Here is a 17758-nt window from a genome sequence, read left to right on the forward strand (position 1 = left end):
CCATGCAGAAACAACATGATAACGTCATTCTGGAACTCACCGTCCGCAACCACCCTGGCGTTATGACGCACGTCTGCGGGCTCTTTGCCCGCCGGGCGTTTAACGTAGAAGGCATTTTGTGTCTGCCGATTCAGGGCAGCGAGCACAGCCGCATCTGGCTACTGGTGAACGACGACCAGCGTCTGGAGCAGATGATGGCGCAGATCGACAAGCTGGAAGATGTCACCAAAGTGGCGCGCAACCAGTCCGATCCCACCATGTTTAACAAAATTGCGGTGTTTTTCGAGTAAATCACTTAAGGTAAGAGGCTTTTGCCGGATGACGCTGCGCTTATCCGGCCTACAAGGACGTTACGCGTAGGCCGGATAAGGCGTTTACGCCGCCATCCGGCATTTCAGACCGCAGGAACACACATGACCACCATCGCTCTCATCGACGACCACCTTATCGTCCGCTCCGGCTTTGCCCAGCTCCTCAACCTCGAACCGGATTTTCAGGTTGTGGCCGAGTTTGGCTCCGGGCGCGAGGCGCTGGCGGGCCTGCCGGGGCGCGGGGTGCAGGTCTGTATCTGCGACATCTCGATGCCGGATCTCTCCGGGCTGGAGCTGTTGAGCCAGCTGCCGAAAGGGATGGCGACGATCATGCTTTCGGTCCACGACAGCCCGGCGCTGGTCGAGCAGGCGCTCAACGCGGGCGCGCGCGGCTTCCTCTCCAAACGCTGTAGCCCGGACGAGCTGATTGCCGCCGTGCGTACCGTCTCTACCGGCGGCTGCTACCTGACGCCGGATATCGCCATCAAGCTGGCGGCCGGACGGCAGGATCCGCTCACCAGGCGCGAGCGCCAGGTGGCGGAGAAGCTTGCCCAGGGCATGTCGGTAAAAGAGATTGCCGTAGAGCTGGGCCTGTCGCCCAAAACCGTACACGTTCATCGCGCCAACCTGATGGAAAAACTCAACGTCAGCAACGACGTTGAACTGGCGCGCCGCATGTTTGACAGCTGGCAATGAACTCCCTGTTTTCAAGGCTGATCGCCGTCGCTGCCAGCTTTTTTATCTTCTCCGCCGCATGGTTTTGCCTGTGGAGCATCAGTCTGCACCTGGTGGAACGTCCGGAGCTGGCGGTGCTGCTGTTTCCCTTCGGCCTGCGTCTGGGATTAATGCTCCAGTGCCCGCGCGGATACTGGCCCGTTTTGCTCGGTGCGGAGTGGCTGATGCTGATCTGGCTGGCGCAGGAGGTGGCCCTCGCGCATCTTCCCTTATTGATGACCGGAAGCCTGCTCACGCTTCTCCCCGTTGCCCTGATTTCCCGCTATCGTCACCAGCGCGACTGGCGCACGCTGCTGCGTCAGGGGGCGGCGCTGATTGCCGCCGCGCTGTTGCAGTCTCTGCCGTGGATGGGCGAAAAGGAGGTGCTCAACGCCCTGCTGCTGACCCTGACCGGCGGACTGACGCTGGCCCCGACCTGCCTTGTGATCTGGCACTACCTTACCAGCACCGTCTGGCAGCCGCTCGGCCCGGCGCTGGTCTCCCAGCCGGTGAACTGGCGCGCCCGGCACCTGATTTGGTATCTGCTGCTGTTTGTCGTGAGCCTGTGGCTACAGCTGGGTCTGCCCGCTGAATTATCGCGCTTCACGCCGTTTTGTCTGGCGCTGCCGATTATCGCTCTGGCCTGGCACTACGGCTGGCAGGGCGCTTTGATCGCCACGCTGATGAACGCCATCGCGCTGATCGCCAGCCAGACCTGGCACGATCATCCGGTGGATCTGCTGCTCTCGCTGCTGGCCCAGAGCCTGACCGGGCTGCTGCTCGGGGCGGGCATTCAGCGTCTGCGCGAGCTGAACCAGTCCCTGCAAGCCGAGCTGGCGCGCAACCGCCGTCTGGCGGAGCGTCTGCTGGAGACCGAGGAGAGCGTGCGTCAGGAGGTCGCCCGCGAGCTGCACGACGATATCGGCCAGACCATTACCGCCATCCGCACGCAGGCGGGCATCGTCCAGCGTCTGGCGGCGGATAACGCGAGCGTGAAGCAGGGCGGGGCGCATATAGAACAGCTTTCGCTGGGCGTCTATGACGCCGTTCGCCGCTTGCTGGGACGGCTGCGTCCGCGCCAGCTTGATGACCTGTCGCTGGAGCAGGCGATACGCTCCCTGATGCGTGAGATGGAGCTCGAAAGCCGCGGCATTGTCAGCCATCTTGACTGGCGTATTAACGAACCTGCGCTGAGCGAAGGCCAGCGCGTGACGCTGTTCCGCGTCTGTCAGGAAGGGCTGAACAACATCGTCAAACACGCCAATGCCAGCGCGGTGACGATCCAGGGCTGGCAGCAGGACGAGCGACTGATGCTGGTGATAGACGACGACGGCTGCGGCCTGCCGCCGGGCTCCGGCCAGCAGGGGTTTGGCCTGGCGGGGATGCGCGAGCGCGTCAAGGCGCTGGGCGGCACGCTGAACCTTTCCTGCACCCACGGGACGCGCGTCAGCGTCAGCCTGCCGTTAAGGACGTATCATGTTTAAAACGCCCGCCAGCGTAGCCCCTTTAAGCAACAAAGCGGAAATCGACGCCCGCTACCGCTACTGGCGTCGCCATATCCTGACCACCATCTGGCTCGGCTACGCGCTATTCTACTTCACTCGCAAAAGCTTCAACGCCGCCGCGCCGGAAATCCTCGCCAGCGGCGTGATGACGCGCACCGATATCGGCTTGCTGGCGACGCTGTTTTACATCACCTACGGCCTGTCGAAGTTTTTCTCCGGCATCGTCAGCGACCGCTCCAACGCGCGCTATTTCATGGGCGTCGGGCTGATCGCCACCGGCGTGGTGAACATCCTGTTCGGCTTTTCCACCTCGCTGTGGGCCTTTGCTCTGCTGTGGGCGCTGAACGCCTTTTTCCAGGGCTGGGGCGCGCCGGTCTGCGCCCGCCTGCTCACCGCCTGGTACTCGCGCAACGAGCGCGGCGGCTGGTGGGCGATCTGGAACACCGCGCATAACGTCGGCGGGGCGCTGATCCCGATGGTGGTGGGGGCTGCCGCGCTGCACTACGGCTGGCGCACGGGGATGATGATTGCCGGTGCCCTCGCGATTGTCGCCGGGCTGTTCCTCTGCTGGCGCCTGCGCGACAGGCCGCAAACCGTCGGCCTGCCTGCGGTGGGCGACTGGCGGCACGACGAGATGGAGATCGCCCAGCAGCAGGAGGGCGCCGGGCTGTCCCGCCAGGAAATCCTCACCAAATACGTGCTGAAAAATCCGTACATCTGGCTGCTGTCCCTCTGCTACGTGCTGGTCTACGTGGTGCGCGCGGCCATCAACGACTGGGGCAACCTGTACATGTCCGAGACGCTGGGTGTGGATCTGGTCACCGCTAATTCGGCGGTCACAATGTTCGAGCTGGGCGGGTTTATCGGCGCGCTGGTAGCGGGCTGGGGATCGGATAAGCTGTTCAACGGCAACCGCGGCCCGATGAACCTGATTTTTGCCGCCGGGATTTTACTCTCTGTGGGCTCGCTGTGGCTGATGCCGTTCGCCAGCTACGTCATGCAGGCGGCGTGCTTCTTCACCATCGGCTTTTTCGTCTTTGGCCCGCAGATGCTGATCGGCATGGCGGCGGCGGAGTGCTCGCACAAAGAGGCGGCAGGCGCGGCGACGGGCTTTGTCGGGCTGTTTGCCTACCTCGGCGCGTCGCTCTCCGGCTGGCCGCTGGCGCGGGTGATCGACATCTGGCACTGGAGCGGATTCTTCGCGGCGATCGCCATCGCGGCGGGCATCTCGGCCCTGCTGCTGCTGCCGTTTTTGCACGCCCAGACGCCGCGCGAAGCGTGACGCGCCTCACCTTTTGTTGCCGAGTGCCGCAAAACTAAGAAATTTTCCCGGTTTCACCTGGACGCTGTCTCAGGCATCTCTCCCGGCTGATTTTTACAATGCTGCAAAAATCAGCTCAGGAGTAAACCAACCATGCTGGCCTTCCTAAACCAGGTACGCAAGCCGACCCTGGATCTGCCGCTCGACGTGCGGCGCAAGATGTGGTTCAAACCGTTCATGCAGTCTTATCTGGTGGTCTTCATCGGCTACCTGACCATGTACCTGATCCGCAAAAACTTTAACATCGCGCAGAACGACATGATCTCGACCTACGGGCTGAGCATGACGCAGCTGGGGATGATTGGCCTGGGCTTCTCCATCACCTACGGGGTGGGGAAAACGGTTGTGTCCTACTACGCGGACGGCAAAAACACCAAGCAGTTCCTGCCGTTTATGCTGATCCTCTCCGCCATCTGTATGCTCGGCTTCAGCGCCAGCATGGGCTCGGGCTCCGTCAGCCTGTTCCTGATGATCGCTTTCTACGCCCTGAGCGGTTTCTTCCAGAGCACCGGCGGGTCGTGCAGCTACTCCACCATCACCAAATGGACGCCGCGCCGCAAGCGGGGTTCGTACCTCGGCATGTGGAACATCTCCCACAACCTCGGCGGGGCGGGTGCGGCAGGCGTGGCGCTGTTTGGCGCGAACTACCTGTTCGACGGTCACGTGATCGGCATGTTTATCTTCCCGTCGATTATCGCCCTGATCGTCGGCTTTATCGGCCTGCGCTTCGGCAGCGACTCCCCGGAATCCTACGGCCTCGGCAAAGCCGAAGAGCTGTTCGGGGAAGAGATCAGCGAAGAGGACAAAGAGACCGAAGAGAACGAAATGTCCAAATGGCAGATCTTTGTTGAGTACGTGCTGAAAAACAAAGTGATCTGGCTGCTGTGCTTCTCGAACATCTTCCTGTACGTGGTGCGCATCGGCATCGACCAGTGGTCTACGGTATACGCCTTCCAGGAGCTGAAGCTCTCGAAAGAGGTGGCGATTCAGGGCTTCACCCTGTTCGAAGTGGGCGCGCTGGTCGGCACGCTGCTGTGGGGCTGGCTTTCGGATCTCGCCAACGGCCGTCGCGCGCTGGTGGCCTGCGTCGCGCTGGCGCTGATTATCGCCACGCTGGGCGTCTACCAGCACGCCAGCAACCAGTACGTTTATCTGGCGTCCCTGTTTGCGCTCGGCTTCCTGGTGTTTGGCCCGCAGTTGCTGATTGGCGTGGCGGCCGTAGGGTTCGTGCCGAAAAAAGCGATCGGCGCCGCCGATGGGATTAAAGGCACCTTCGCCTACCTGATCGGCGACAGCTTCGCCAAGCTGGGCCTGGGGATGATCGCCGACGGCACGCCGATTTTCGGCCTCACCGGCTGGGCGGGCACCTTCGCGGCGCTGGATGCGGCAGCGATTGGCTGTATCGTCCTGATGGCGATGGTCGCGGTGCTGGAAGAACGTAAAATTCGCCGCGAGAACCGCGCGCAGAAATTAAAAGCGGCCTGAGTGTGCAGGTAACGTCTTTGCCCGGTGTGTGATGCCGGGCTTTTTTTATTTGCGCGTCCTACCTTTACACCGCTTTACACACTCGCACCTCTCCATGCTCTACAGTGTTTTTTGCTGCCGCCTTTCGTGCAGCCTTAGCCCCTTTTGCTAACGGAGAGCTTGCATGTTAACCCGACGATTGTCCTGCCTGGCGCTGCTGATGGCGCTAGCGTCTCCCGCAATGGCCGCGGATGCCCCCACCTACGGCGAGAAGCTGGAAGGTTTCGACTACGGCTGGCCGGTAAAACACTTTACCTTTACCTCGCAAAACCAGCCTCTGGATATGGCTTACCTGGACGTGAAGCCGGAAAAACCCAACGGACGTACCGTGGTGCTGATGCACGGCAAAAATTTCTGCGCCGGCACCTGGGACGGCACGATCCGTGCGCTGTCGGCCAGCGGGTATCGCGTGATCGCACCCGACCAGATCGGCTTCTGTAAATCCACCAAGCCGGACCATTACCAGTACACCTTCCAGCAGCTGGCGGACAACACCCACGCGCTGCTCACATCGCTTGGCGTCGATCGCGCGACGGTTATCGGCCACTCGACCGGCGGCATGCTGGCAACCCGCTACGCGCTAATGTGGCCGCAGCAGGTAGAGCAGCTGGTGATGGTGAACCCGATAGGCCTGGAAGACTGGAAAGCCCGCGGCGTGCCGCATATCACGGTTGACCAGTGGCACCAGCGCGAGCTGAAGGTCAGCGCCGACGGCATTCGTCAGTACGAGAAAAACACCTACTACGCCGGGGAGTGGAAGCCGGAATACGAGCGCTGGGTCACCATGCTTGCCGGGCTGAACAACGGGCCGGGTAAAGCGCGCGTGGCGTGGAACTCGGCGCTGCTCTACGACATGATCTACACCCAGCCGGTTATCTACGAATTTAGCGACCTGAAGATGCCGGTATTATTGATGATCGGCACGAAGGACAACACCGCCATCGGGAAAGACCTCGCCCCGCCGGAGATCCGCAAGACGCTCGGCAACTATGCGGTGCTGGGGAAAGAGACGGCGAAGCGCATTCCGCACGCGACGCTGGTCGAGTTTAATGACATGGGCCACGCGCCGCAGATGCAGGCCCCCGCACGCTTCCACGAGGCGCTGCTGAAAGGGCTTCAGGCGCGCTGACTGGTCTCCAGCAATAGCCCGCGCAGCCATGCCTGCGCGGGGTTGCGGTGCGTTCTGCCGTGCCAGGCCATGCTTTTGGTAAAGCCGGGTACGGGAATCGGTGTCTCGCAGACGAACATCCCCGTCTGGTTTTCCGCGATGCGTGACGGCACGACGGCAATCATATCGCTGAGGGCCAGCACGTCCGGCAGCACCAAAAAGTTGCTCACCGATAATCCCACGTGCCGCATGCGGCCAATTTTCTCCAGCGCGCTATCCGTTACGCCACGAAAACCATCGCCCTCGTAAGAGACGAGTACATGCTCCAGGGCGCAAAAACGGTCTAACGTGACAGGTTTTCCGGCATCCGGATGGTCGGCACGCATCATGCAAACATACCGTTCATCATAAAGCGCACGGCTGTGAAGCTCATCTGGCGTGGTGTGCGGAGTGATCAGCGCCACGTCAACGCTGCCCTGTTCAAGCTGGCTGACCAGGCGACCCGGTTCCACGGGCACGACGCGCACGCGGACAGAGGGAGCCTGCACCTTAAGGGCGGCGATAAAGGGTACGACGACCGCACGCAGGGCGTAGTCAGTCGCGGCGAGGGTGAAGGTGAGCGCTGCGGTGATAGGGTCAAACGCCACGGGCTGAAGCAGCATGTCGATATCAGCGAGAATGCGCTTCACCGGAGCGGCTAACGCTTCGGCGCGCGTGGTTGGCACCATCCCGTGCGGCGCGCGAATAAATAGCGGATCGTCAAAGTAATCCCGCAGGCGGTTGAGCATGCCGCTCACCGCAGGCTGGGTCAGTGCAAGACGCCCCGCCGCGCGGGTGACGTTGCGTTCGTCCAGCAGGGCATCCAGCGTTTTCAGCAGGTTAAGATCCAGCGTGCGCAGATCCGCTTTCATGACGTTTTTCCACCTCTTTTCCGTTCACTATTATGGCGCTGCCCGCTGTCGACGCGCTGCGTTTCCCGCTATGATGAGCGGCTAGTCTAAGGAGAACGCATGGTCTGGATAATGCTGGCAACGCTTGCCGTGGTGTTTGTGGTTGGATTTCGTGTCCTGACCTCAGACTCCCGCCGCGCCATCAAACGTTTAAGCGAGCGGCTGGGGATCACCCCGATGCCGGTCGAGTCGATGATTGACCAGTTCGGTAAAACGCCGGGCAATGAGTTTATCCGCTACCTTGAACGCCCCGACGAGGCGCATCTGCAAAATGCCGCGCAGGTGCTACTGATCTGGCAGGTCTGCATCGTCGATGGCAGCGAAGAAAATCTGCATACCTGGCACCGTATGCTGCGTAAAGCCCGTCTGGTCGCACCCATTACCGATGCGCAGATTCGCCTCGCGCTCGGCTTTATGCGCGAAATAGAGCCCGATCCGCAGGAGCTTAACGCCTTCCAGCTGCGCTACAACCAGCTCTTCCTGCCGGAAGAGGGAGTATTCTATCTGCACTGATATCACGAATCGTGATGAAGAGTATAAAGCATCGTCATTAGATTTATACCACTCGCGGGGGCACCATCACCTCATCAACTAACTGATGAGGTGAACCATGAAACAATCCGCCATTATCTGGCCGAACGACTACCTGCCGGGTACCACCGATAACTTTGCATCTAATGAAATCATCGTTGCCGGGCTGAGCGCGAAAGAAGTCTGGGCGCAGCTCAACGACACCTCCCTCTGGCCGGGCTACTACAGCAATGCGGAAGACATTCGTTTTCACGACGGCAGCGGCCCGGCGCTGAGCGCTAACGCCCGCTTTCGCTTCACCACCTTCGGCTTCCCGGTTGAAGCGCAGGTGACGGAGTATGTTCCGCCGACGGACGGTGAAGCTGCGCGCATTGCCTGGCACGGCTGGGTGGAAGGGGATGCGAATTCTCGTCTGGACGTGATCCACGCCTGGCTGTTTGAAGATCTTCCGGGAAACCGCGTGCGCATTCTGACGCAGGAATCGCAGAAAGGCGTGCCTGCACAGGAGCTTGCTCGCACCGTGCCGAACCCGATGATTAACGGGCACCAGGAGTGGATCGTCGGGCTGGCGAATGCGGCGATGCAAGAAAAGTTGTCAAATCGTTAAATCCGTCACACTTTTGATGATAAACTGCGCGACTTTTCCGCACGTTTTTATCTTCAGGTGATGCCATGACAGAACATATCCAGCCCTCGACCAGACCGCAGACCAGCGAGGTTTCACGCCCCAACTGGTCGGCGGTTTTCTCCGTGGCGTTCTGCGTCGCCTGCCTGATCACCGTTGAGTTTCTGCCGGTCAGCCTGCTGACGCCGATGGCGCAGGATCTGGGCATTTCCGAAGGCGTGGCGGGGCAATCCGTCACCGTTACCGCCTTTGTGGCGATGTTCGCCAGCCTGTTTATCACCCAGGCGATTGGCACCATTGACCGTCGTAAAGTGGTCATCCTGTTCAGCGTGCTGCTGACGCTCTCCTGCCTGCTGGTCTCTTTCGCTGAAAGCTTCACCCTGCTGCTGCTGGGTCGCGCCTGCCTGGGGCTGGGATTAGGCGGCTTCTGGGCGATGTCGGCCTCGCTGACCATGCGCCTGGTGCCCGCGCGCACCGTGCCAAAAGCGCTGTCCGTTATCTTCGGCGCGGTCTCCATCGCGCTGGTGATCGCCGCGCCGCTGGGCAGCTTCCTCGGCGGGATTATCGGCTGGCGTAACGTCTTTAACGCGGCGGCAGTGATGGGTGTGCTCTGCATTATCTGGGTGTGGAAAGCGCTGCCGTCCCTGCCGGGCGAAGCGGCACACCACAAACAGAACATGTTCGCGCTGCTCAAGCGTCCGGGCGTGCTGGCGGGGATGACCGCCATCTTCATGGCCTTTGCCGGGCAGTTTGCCTTCTTCACCTATATCCGCCCGGTCTATATGACCATGGCGGGCTTTGACGTGGACGGCCTGACGCTGGTGCTGCTGAGCTTTGGTATCGCCAGCTTCGTCGGCACCTCGCTGTCGTCCCAATTCCTGAAGCGCTCCCTGAAGGTGGCGCTGGCGGGTGCGCCGTTGGTGCTGGCGATCAGCGCCGCGGTGCTGGTGCTGTGGGGCAGCGATAAGTGGGTTGCGTCGGCGATTGCGATCGTCTGGGGCTTTGCGTTTGCGCTGGTGCCGGTGGGCTGGTCGACGTGGATCACCCGCTCGCTTGCCGATCAGGCGGAAAAAGCCGGGTCGATTCAGGTGGCGGTGATCCAGCTGGCGAACACCTGCGGCGCGGCGGTGGGCGGCGTGGCGCTCGACCATCTGGGGCTGACGTCACCGCTGGTGATTTCCGGCACGCTGATGCTGCTGACCGCGCTGCTGGTGGCGGGAAAGGTGAAGGCGCGCTGATTGATTAATAGTCACCCCATCGATATACTTGTACCGTAACTTGTACAGGAGGAGATATGCAGGTTGTGACGTTTACCGAAGCACGAAGCCGACTCAAAGATGTGTTGGACGACGTGAATAACAACGTGGAGACCACCATCATCAGCCGCCGAAACGGGGGGGATGCGGTAGTGATGTCTTTACAGCACTACAACTCGATGATGGAAACCATCCATCTGATGAGTTCGCCTGCCAATGCCAGTCGACTGATGGAGTCAATCGCACAGGTCAACACCGGAAAAACCACGCAGAGGGATTTGATAGATGACCAGGCTACTGATTTGGACTGATAACGGCTGGGATGATTACCTGTGGTGGCAGGAGCAGGATAAGAAAACGCTTCGCAGAATCAATAAATTGATTGAAGATGCGAAGCGTCAACCCTTCGATGGCCTGGGTAAGCCGGAACCGCTTAAAGGTAACCTTTCCGGATACTGGTCCCGCCGAATCAATGATACTGACCGTCTGGTTTACGGGGTGTCGGATAGCGCTCTCACTATTTTAATGTGCCGCTATCATTATTCTTCGTAGATCACGCCGATGCCTTCACCCGTCTTCTCGAATCCATCGAAATCAGCACCACCGACGACACAATCAACAGCGTCCCCAGCCAGTCAGGCAGGGTGAACGCCACGCCCAGCAACACCACCGACAGCAGCGCGCTGCTCAGCGGCTCGGCGCAGCTCAGAATGCTCGCCTTCGGCCCGCCGATCATCTGCGCGCCCTTCAGATACAGGCTGAACGTCAGCGCCGTGCCGATCACCACCAGGTAGAAAAACGCCAGCAGCAGGCCGCCGTCGATGGCGAAGGTTGTTCCGCGTCCGGCGTAGAACGGCGTTAGCATCAGTCCCGCAATTAACATACTCCAGCCGACAATGGGCAGCGTGCCGTAGCGGGCGATCAGCGTCGACGGATAGGTGGTGTAAAACGCGGCGGCAAACGCCGAGGCGATGCCGAAGAACAGCGCGGCAGGGGAGATGGAGAGCGAGGTCGGGTCGCCGTGGGTCACCAGCAGGAAGGTGCCCACAAGCGACGTGAAAATCGCGGACAGGACAAACACGCCGGGACGCGTTTTCCGCGCCAGGGCGAACCACGCCACGATAATGGTCGGCGACAGGAACTGGAGCACGGTCGCCGTAGCGGCGTTGGATTTTTCAATCGTCAGCAGGAAGGTAAGCTGCACGGTAAGCGCGCCGACCAGCGAGAAAAACAGCAGGCTGAGGGCGTCCTTGCGGTTTTTGATGACCGAGAAAATTTTGTCGCCGTGAACGAAGGAGAGCGTCAACAGGATCACGCCGGTAAACAGCAGGCGAACCATGGTCAGGTAAGGCGAAGAAATGTGGCTTTTCTCCATGATGTACTGCGCACAAACGCCGGAACTGCCCCATAAAACGGCGGCAATCAGGACGTTCAGCATCCCTTTGCGTGTGGAACCCATGTTCTCCCCTGTTATGTTGGTTTTTTTGTAGCATAACATGGGATCTTGCCGGATGGCGCTACGCTTATCCGGCCTACAAAACCTTGTAGGCCCGTGCAAGCGCAGCGCCGCCGGGCGAAACAAACGGCACTGTATTAGAACCACGCCTCCCACATTGCGCCGACGTTGAAGTCGTCGAGCGTCTCGTCTTTGGTATTGTTTACGCGCGCGGTGCGTTCATTATCCACCTTGCCGCCGGTCACGTAGAAGCGCAGCATCGGACGGAACTCCGGCCCCATGGCGATAGACATGTTCTGCGACAGGGTCAGCTTCCAGCCCTTGTTGTCGCCGCCGTTGTCGTAATCAACGTGCTGCCAGCCCGCTTCCAGCCAGGTGGAGTGAACGTCGTTCCACCAGTGCATCGGGCGCACGATGGCGTTGTAGTTCTTGCGGTTGTCGGCGTCATCGCGGCTGTTGTCATAGTCGTGGAAGGCGAGAATGTACTCTACCTGCGTAGCCTGGGTGAATTTATACAGCCCTTCGAAGCTGGCGTAGACCGTGGTCAGGTCTTCGGTTTTGTTGAACACGCTGTTGTCCGCGTTATCGGAGTAGCGGGCGATCACCTTGTTCACGCCGCTGTCGTTGGTGTGGCTCAGCACCACGCCGCCCTGCCAGGCGTTCAGACGCTCGTCGCTCTCAACGGCCTTGGAGTCGAAGCCGTAGTTGGCGTACAGCTCCATGTCGATCGGGCCGAGCTTCATGCCGTGGATTTTGGAGGTCGCGGCGTAGTTGCCCTTGTCGCCCGTGCCGGAACCGCCGGTACAGGTGATGCGCGACGGGTTCGCTTCGTCTTCCATCACCTCCGGGCTACAGGATTCGACCGCCGCCACGGCAGCCACGTCAAACTGCACGCCGCCAATGTCGAAGTTCTTCACCCCGGCGCCCTGGCCGTCGTGGTTCATCCAGAAGTAATCGTTAATGCCCTGCTGTGGACGCTGGTGGAAGTCACGACCGGCCCAGAAGTAGGCGTTCGGGTTGGAGGCCATAATGTTGGTCACGCCCGCGTAGGCTTTCTTCAGGTTAACCTCGTCGCCCCAGTGGTCGATCATCACGTTGATGTCCCAGATGGCGCCGTTGTCCCCTTTGAAGGCCTTGGAGAGCTGGAATTCACCGCCGTTGCCTTCGTTACCCAGACGACCAATCGCGGACGCGCCGTTGTAGGAGCCGTCCACCGCCACGTATTTCTGATCGGCGGCCTGGAAGTGCGCGCCGTAGCGGGCATAGCCGGTAAATTTCACCCCGAACGGGATCGCCATATCCGGAGACTGCGCCGCGCTCTGCGGCTCGGTGATGACGTCCGCTTTTTTCGCGACCGCCGCATCCATTTTGGCCTGACGCTCGGCCAGGGCTTTATCTACCGCTTTCGCCACAATGGCGTCGATTTGCTCCTGGGTAAATTCTTGTGCGAGGACGGAAATTGGGCACAGCGCGGCGATAACCGCCATGGTTAATGGAAGTTTTTTAATCGTATTCATGGTTATCTCAATATAGTTTAATTTTATTCAGACAATAACCATCCCGCTCCGATCTGACAGAGTATGTCGCTATCATCAGAACAAGTGGATCTCTATTTAGGGTACAGAGGTATTACAGTAATTAATTCGCCATAGACTATCTCTGATATAAATGAATAATTTCTTCAGATAATTCACGCGCCAGCAGGGAATTCATTAAATGATCCTGGGCGTGCACCATAATTAACGTCATCGGCTGGCGGGCTTCGCCCGCATCCTGCTCGATCAGTTTGGTCTGCATCTTGTGCGCCTGGCGCGCGTAGCCGTCGGCTTCGCGCAGCAGGCTTTTGGCTTCATCAAGGTTACCCTGGCGCGCCGCGTGCAGCGCTTCAAAGCACAGGCTGCGGGACTGCCCGGCGTTGACGATAATTTCCATTACGGCTTCTTCTAGTGCGATCATCATTATTACTCTTTTTCAAAACTATTATTTAAGGCAGTGGCAGCAAACCACTCGCCGCTTTTCTTCATAGTGCGCTGCTGCGTCTCTAAATCGAGCTGGATAAAACCGTAGCGGTTTTTATACGCATTACACCACGACCAGTTATCAATAAACGTCCACATATGGTAGCCAAGGCAATTGCACCCTTCGCTAATCCCTTTATGCAGCCACGATAAATGCTCTGAAATAAACTCGATGCGGTATTGATCGTTAATCTGACCATTTTCAATAAAGCGCTGTTCATTTTCGACGCCCATGCCGTTTTCCGAAATAAAGCAGCGAGGGTTACCGTAATTGTCGCGCAGGTTAACCAGAATATCGTAAATACCCGGCGCGTAGATTTCCCAGCCGCGGTACGGATTCATCTTGCGGCCCGGCATCTCGTAGTTATCAAAGAACCACTCCGGCATAAACGGCGCCTGCGGGTTCACCGCGCTGTCGCGACACTTCACGCGACGCGGCTGATAGTAGTTCACGCCGAGCAGGTCGATTTTTCCTTCCGCAATCAGCGCGCTGTCTTCCGGCTTGCAGGCAGGCAGCTGGTCGTACGCCTTCAGCAGCGCCACCAGGTCCGCCGGATATTCCCCGCGCAGGACCGGGTCAAGGAAGCTGCGGTTAAACATCAGGTCTGCGATGTGCGCGGCCTTCACGTCCGCCGGGTTCTGCGAGCGCGGGTAGGACGGCGTCAGGTTCAGCACGATGCCGATCTCCCCCGCGTAATGCCCGGCGCGGTAGGCCTGAACCGCCTTCGCGTGGGCCAGTACGGTGTGATAGGCCACGGTCGCTGCCCGACGAAAATCCACCACGTTCGGGTAGTGGAAGTCGTACAGATAACCGCCCTCTACCGGCACAATCGGCTCGTTGAAGGTAAACCAGTGCAGCACGCGATCGCCAAACAGCTCGAAGCAAATCTGCGCATAGCGGGCGTAAGCTTCCACCACGTCACGGTTTTCCCAGCCGCCGATCTCCTGCATCGCCATCGGCATGTCGAAATGGAACAGGGTCATAAACGGCGTGATGCCCTGTTCATTCAGCTCATCAATGACCTGATTGTAAAAATCGACCGCTTCCGGGTTCACTTCACCGATACCGTCGGGGATCAGGCGCGCCCAGCTAATCGAGGTGCGAAAGCTGTTGTGGTTCAGCTGCTTTAACAGCTGAATGTCCGTTTTCCAGTGCTGATAAAACGCGGAGGTCTGCTGCGGCCCCACGCCGTTGTGAAAACGGTTCGGCTCGCGGGCAAACCAGTAATCCCACGTGGTTTCCCCCTCTCTTGCCCCTTCGGTCTGGAGAGCGGAGCTGGCGCTGCCCCACCAGAAGTTATCGGGAAATGCGTATTTCATGACTCTTCCTCTTTGACTTAATTGCTTGTGGCTTCAGCGGCACCCACGGTTGCAGCCTGCGCTTTCTGCTCTTCGTTTTTGATGAGCGTACGCTCGTAGGCGCGCAGGAACGGCAGGTACATCAGCGCCGACATCACCATGCAGACGAGGCACATCACCACCGGGCTGAGCGCCCAGTTCGCCGCCCACGAGGCGCCAATCGGCGCGGGCGTGGTCCACGGGGTTAACGACACCACCTGCGCCAGCCAGCCGAGCTTCGTCGCGCCGTACGCCAGACAGGCGTTGACCAGCGGAACAAACACAAACGGGATAAACAGCATCGGGTTCATGATGATCGGCGCGCCGAACAGAATCGGTTCGTTGATGTTAAAGAAGCTTGGCACAACGCCCATTTTGCCGATGGTGCGCAGGTGCGTAACGCGGCTGCGCAGCAGCAGGAACGCCAGCGGTAGGGTTGAGCCTACGCCGCCAATCAGCAGGTAGTGGTCCCAGAAGCCTTGCAGATAAACGTGCGGCAGCGCTGCGCCCGCCGCCAGTGCCGCCTGGTTTGCCGAGAGGTTCGCCATCCAGAACGGGTTCATGATGCCGGTGACAATCAGCGAGCCGTGAATACCGGCAAACCAGAAGATCTGGCACAGCAGCACGGAGAGCAGAATGGCGGGCAGGGAGTCGGACGCCGAGACCAGCGGCTCCAGCAGGTGCATGATCGCCTGCGGGATGATCATGCCGGTCTGCGCTTCAATGAACAGGTTCAGCGGGTGCAGGGTACCGATCACCACCATCACCGGGATCAGGATCTCAAACGAACGCGCCACGCCGGTTGGCACTTCCTTCGGCAGGCGGATGGTGACGTTGTTCTGCTTCAGCCACGCATAGACGCGGGTAGAGTAAATTGCAGTGATCAGCGCGGTGAAAATGCCCTGACCAGAGAGGTACTGCGTGGAGATCTTGCCGTCGGCATACGGCGCGGCGACCAGCAGGAAAGCCATAAAGGCCAGCAGACCGGACATCACCGGGTCGAGGTTAAACTGACGTCCCAGACTCGCGCCAATCCCCACCGAGATAAAGAACGTCATCACCCCCATGCTGAGGTTAAACGGCAGCATCAGCTGTTCGCGGTAGGTCTCGGAAAAGTCCAGCCAGCCGCGGGCGAAGCTGTTGGTGGTATCCGCCGAGAACGGCGGGAAGATAAACACCAGCATAAACGAGCCGATGATCATGAACGGCAGCGCGGCGGTAAAGCCGTCGCGGATGGCAATCACATACTTTTGCTGACCCAGCTTCGCGGCCAGCGGGGTAATTGATTGCTCAATGACCGCGACCATAGATTGATATAACGAACTCATGTGAACACCTTTTAGTGTGCCGCTTCGATGAGCGACAGAGCATAGTCCAGTACTTTATCGCCACGCTGCATGCCATAGTCCATCATGTCGATGGGCTGCACCGGAATGCCTTGCGTCGCTGCCTTGTCTGAAAGCGTCTTTAACATGTATTTCACTTGCGGTCCGAGAAGTACCACCTGATAGTGCGGAAACTGCGTATCAAATTCGGATACGCCGTACGCATCTATCTTCACGGGCAAGCCCCGTTCTTTTGCAACATCGACCATTTTGCTGACCAGCAGGCTGGTGGACATCCCGGCAGAGCAGCACAGCATAATCTTGAACATCGACAACCATCCTCAAAATGTAAAAAGTTATTGCGAGGATGATTGGACATGATACGGAAACCGGTTTCCATTTATAAAAGACAGAAGTGTGACAACCATCAATATCCCCTGCTTATGGGGCTTATTAACTGGATGTGGGTCACATAATTTGGCTGTTTTGACATCAATTTGAGTGGAAACGGAAAATCGGTTTCCATGGAAAACGGAAACGGATATACTCCGTTCTGGCTATAATGTGAGCCGTAGCGGTGATGGAAATTACAGGCGCCAGTTGCGTCTGACAGGGGAGAAAGATGTCTACAATCAACGATGTATCACGTCTGGCCGGGGTGTCCAAAGCCACGGTATCACGGGTGTTGAGCGGGTCGCGTGGCGTTAAGGAAGCCAGCCGTCAGGCTGTGCTGAAAGCGGTGGATGAGCTGAACTATCGTCCTAACGTGATTGCCCAGTCGCTGCTCAGCCAGTCGACGGGCTGCATTGGGGTGATTTGCGCGCAGGAGAACATTAACCAGACCACCGGTTACCTGTACGCGCTGGAAAAGCACCTCAGCCAGCATCAGAAACACCTGCTGCTGCGTTTCGCGCACACCAAAACAGAAGTGATGAACGCCCTTGAAGAACTCTCCTGCGGCTTATGTGATGACATTCTGGTGATTGGCGCGCGTTTCCCGCTGGATGTCGACATGGACAACGTGATTCTGGTCGACTGCATGGAGGCCGATAACGCCAACAGCATTCAGTTCGATCACGCGTTCGCGGCTGAAACGGCGTGTAACTACCTCACCAGCCAGGGGCGTCGCCAGATTGCCCTGATCCACCCGCACGGCAGCGGATTCGCCGACCAGGTGCTGCTGGGCTACAAGCACGCGCTGGAGAAAAACTTCCTGCCCTTTAATCGCAACCTCGTGTTTATGGACGCGACCTCGTCGTCCGTTGCGCTTCAGGAATTACTCAACAACGCGTCCACGCTGAACTTCAACGCGTTGCTGGTGGCAGACGAGCAGGAAGCCCAGCGGGTGATCCCGCAACTTCAGGCGTTTAATAAATCGGTACCGGAAGACATCATGGTCTTTAGCCTGGCCGGTTCGCTGCATCTGCCGGGTATCCCGGTGATCCCGGCTATTGAGTATTCCATGGACGCCATGGCGGCGCGCATCGTGACCTGGCTGAATGAAAAAACGCAGATGCTGGGGTCGTACGTGCTGCGTGGGGATTTAATCATTCCGGATGTGCGCAAGCGTTAGAGATGTTTTCCAGGCCGGGTAAGCGTAGCGTCACCCGGCGCTTAACCCTCACTAATCCTCCATACAATCTACCTGACTCACCGCATCCCAACAGGCGCCCAGGTGCGCTGATTTCATCATGACCTCCGGTAAAGCCACGGCTTTTCCCTGAAATATAGGGCGGCTTTCAGCGTCGTGACCCCAGCCAAAAGTATGAATTTTCC

At 59.0% G+C, this 17758-nt stretch carries 19 protein-coding genes; 12 read left to right on the forward strand and 7 right to left on the reverse strand.

The window, feature by feature from the left end; translation table 11 throughout:
• Positions 1-2 precede the first annotated feature (2 nt).
• The 6 genes from ilvN to E0L16_RS15705 all read left to right on the forward strand — a co-directional run bounded on the left by ilvN (position 3) and on the right by E0L16_RS15705 (position 6504).
• Positions 3-290 carry an acetolactate synthase small subunit gene (gene ilvN, locus E0L16_RS15680; protein ID WP_010426528.1) on the forward strand — a complete coding sequence of 96 codons (288 nt, stop codon included), beginning with the start codon at positions 3-5 and terminating at the stop codon, positions 288-290.
• A 123-nt stretch (positions 291-413) separates the two neighbouring features.
• Entirely contained in the window at positions 414-1007 is a 594-nt protein-coding gene (gene uhpA, locus E0L16_RS15685; RefSeq protein WP_003861054.1) for a response regulator transcription factor UhpA, read from the forward strand.
• The gene (gene uhpB, locus E0L16_RS15690; protein WP_131637316.1) at positions 1004-2509 is read left to right on the forward strand and encodes a signal transduction histidine-protein kinase/phosphatase UhpB; all 1506 of its coding nucleotides are present in this window, start codon (positions 1004-1006) and stop codon (positions 2507-2509) included. The genes uhpA and uhpB overlap by 4 nt, the downstream gene beginning before the upstream one ends.
• Positions 2502-3812: an MFS transporter gene (uhpC, locus tag E0L16_RS15695; protein WP_131637318.1), complete on the forward strand. Its 1311-nt coding sequence runs from the start codon at positions 2502-2504 to the stop codon at positions 3810-3812. Before uhpB ends, uhpC begins: the two co-directional genes overlap by 8 nt.
• A gap of 132 nt (positions 3813-3944) precedes the next feature.
• The gene (gene uhpT, locus E0L16_RS15700; protein WP_131637320.1) at positions 3945-5336 is read left to right on the forward strand and encodes a hexose-6-phosphate:phosphate antiporter UhpT; all 1392 of its coding nucleotides are present in this window, start codon (positions 3945-3947) and stop codon (positions 5334-5336) included.
• A 163-nt stretch (positions 5337-5499) separates the two neighbouring features.
• On the forward strand, positions 5500-6504 hold the full coding sequence (locus E0L16_RS15705; RefSeq protein WP_131637322.1) for an alpha/beta fold hydrolase: 1005 nt from the start codon (positions 5500-5502) through the stop codon (positions 6502-6504).
• Here E0L16_RS15705 and E0L16_RS15710 read toward each other — a convergent pair.
• Positions 6492-7394, reverse strand: a complete 903-nt coding sequence (locus tag E0L16_RS15710) for a LysR family transcriptional regulator (RefSeq protein WP_131637324.1) — start codon at positions 7392-7394, stop codon at positions 6492-6494. The two genes, E0L16_RS15705 and E0L16_RS15710, sit on opposite strands and share 13 nt — an antisense overlap.
• A gap of 99 nt (positions 7395-7493) precedes the next feature.
• On the opposite strand from E0L16_RS15710, the gene E0L16_RS15715 reads away from it, so the two are divergent.
• The 5 genes from E0L16_RS15715 (at position 7494) to E0L16_RS15735 (ending at position 10397) form a co-directional block, all read left to right on the forward strand.
• Positions 7494-7946, forward strand: coding sequence for a DUF1198 domain-containing protein (locus tag E0L16_RS15715; protein WP_131637326.1), 453 nt, complete (start codon positions 7494-7496; stop codon positions 7944-7946).
• 97 nt (positions 7947-8043) lie between these two features.
• Positions 8044-8571 (forward strand): SRPBCC domain-containing protein, encoded by a 528-nt coding sequence (locus E0L16_RS15720; RefSeq protein WP_131637328.1) that lies wholly within the window; start codon positions 8044-8046, stop codon positions 8569-8571.
• 65 nt (positions 8572-8636) lie between these two features.
• Complete coding sequence (gene nepI, locus E0L16_RS15725; protein ID WP_107534342.1) at positions 8637-9827, forward strand: purine ribonucleoside efflux pump NepI; 1191 nt, start codon at positions 8637-8639, stop codon at positions 9825-9827.
• A 56-nt stretch (positions 9828-9883) separates the two neighbouring features.
• Entirely contained in the window at positions 9884-10156 is a 273-nt protein-coding gene (locus tag E0L16_RS15730; RefSeq protein WP_131637330.1) for a type II toxin-antitoxin system Phd/YefM family antitoxin, read from the forward strand.
• On the forward strand, positions 10131-10397 hold the full coding sequence (locus E0L16_RS15735) for a Txe/YoeB family addiction module toxin (protein WP_112792470.1): 267 nt from the start codon (positions 10131-10133) through the stop codon (positions 10395-10397). Before E0L16_RS15730 ends, E0L16_RS15735 begins: the two co-directional genes overlap by 26 nt.
• A gap of 1 nt (position 10398) precedes the next feature.
• On the opposite strand, the gene E0L16_RS15740 is transcribed toward E0L16_RS15735, so the two are convergent.
• The 6 genes from E0L16_RS15740 to E0L16_RS15765 form a co-directional block, all read right to left on the reverse strand.
• A complete protein-coding gene (locus tag E0L16_RS15740) occupies positions 10399-11304 on the reverse strand; it encodes an EamA family transporter (protein WP_063452078.1) in 906 nt (301 codons plus the stop codon).
• Positions 11305-11438: 134 nt separating this feature from the next.
• Complete coding sequence (locus E0L16_RS15745; protein ID WP_063868667.1) at positions 11439-12818, reverse strand: carbohydrate porin; 1380 nt, start codon at positions 12816-12818, stop codon at positions 11439-11441.
• Between the two features lie 136 nt (positions 12819-12954).
• Positions 12955-13257, reverse strand: a complete 303-nt coding sequence (locus tag E0L16_RS15750) for a PTS lactose/cellobiose transporter subunit IIA (protein WP_014168006.1) — start codon at positions 13255-13257, stop codon at positions 12955-12957.
• A gap of 5 nt (positions 13258-13262) precedes the next feature.
• Positions 13263-14639, reverse strand: a complete 1377-nt coding sequence (locus tag E0L16_RS15755) for a glycoside hydrolase family 1 protein (RefSeq protein ID WP_131637332.1) — start codon at positions 14637-14639, stop codon at positions 13263-13265.
• Positions 14640-14656: 17 nt separating this feature from the next.
• Positions 14657-15985, reverse strand: coding sequence for a PTS cellobiose transporter subunit IIC (locus E0L16_RS15760; RefSeq protein WP_003861036.1), 1329 nt, complete (start codon positions 15983-15985; stop codon positions 14657-14659).
• Between the two features lie 11 nt (positions 15986-15996).
• Entirely contained in the window at positions 15997-16311 is a 315-nt protein-coding gene (locus tag E0L16_RS15765; protein ID WP_045336018.1) for a PTS sugar transporter subunit IIB, read from the reverse strand.
• 293 nt (positions 16312-16604) lie between these two features.
• On the opposite strand from E0L16_RS15765, the gene E0L16_RS15770 reads away from it, so the two are divergent.
• Positions 16605-17555 (forward strand): LacI family DNA-binding transcriptional regulator, encoded by a 951-nt coding sequence (locus E0L16_RS15770; protein WP_063452081.1) that lies wholly within the window; start codon positions 16605-16607, stop codon positions 17553-17555.
• Positions 17556-17758: the final 203 nt, after the last annotated feature.

The organism is Enterobacter quasihormaechei, from assembly GCF_004331385.1.
In the GTDB taxonomy this organism is placed as follows: Bacteria; Pseudomonadota; Gammaproteobacteria; order Enterobacterales; family Enterobacteriaceae; genus Enterobacter; species Enterobacter quasihormaechei.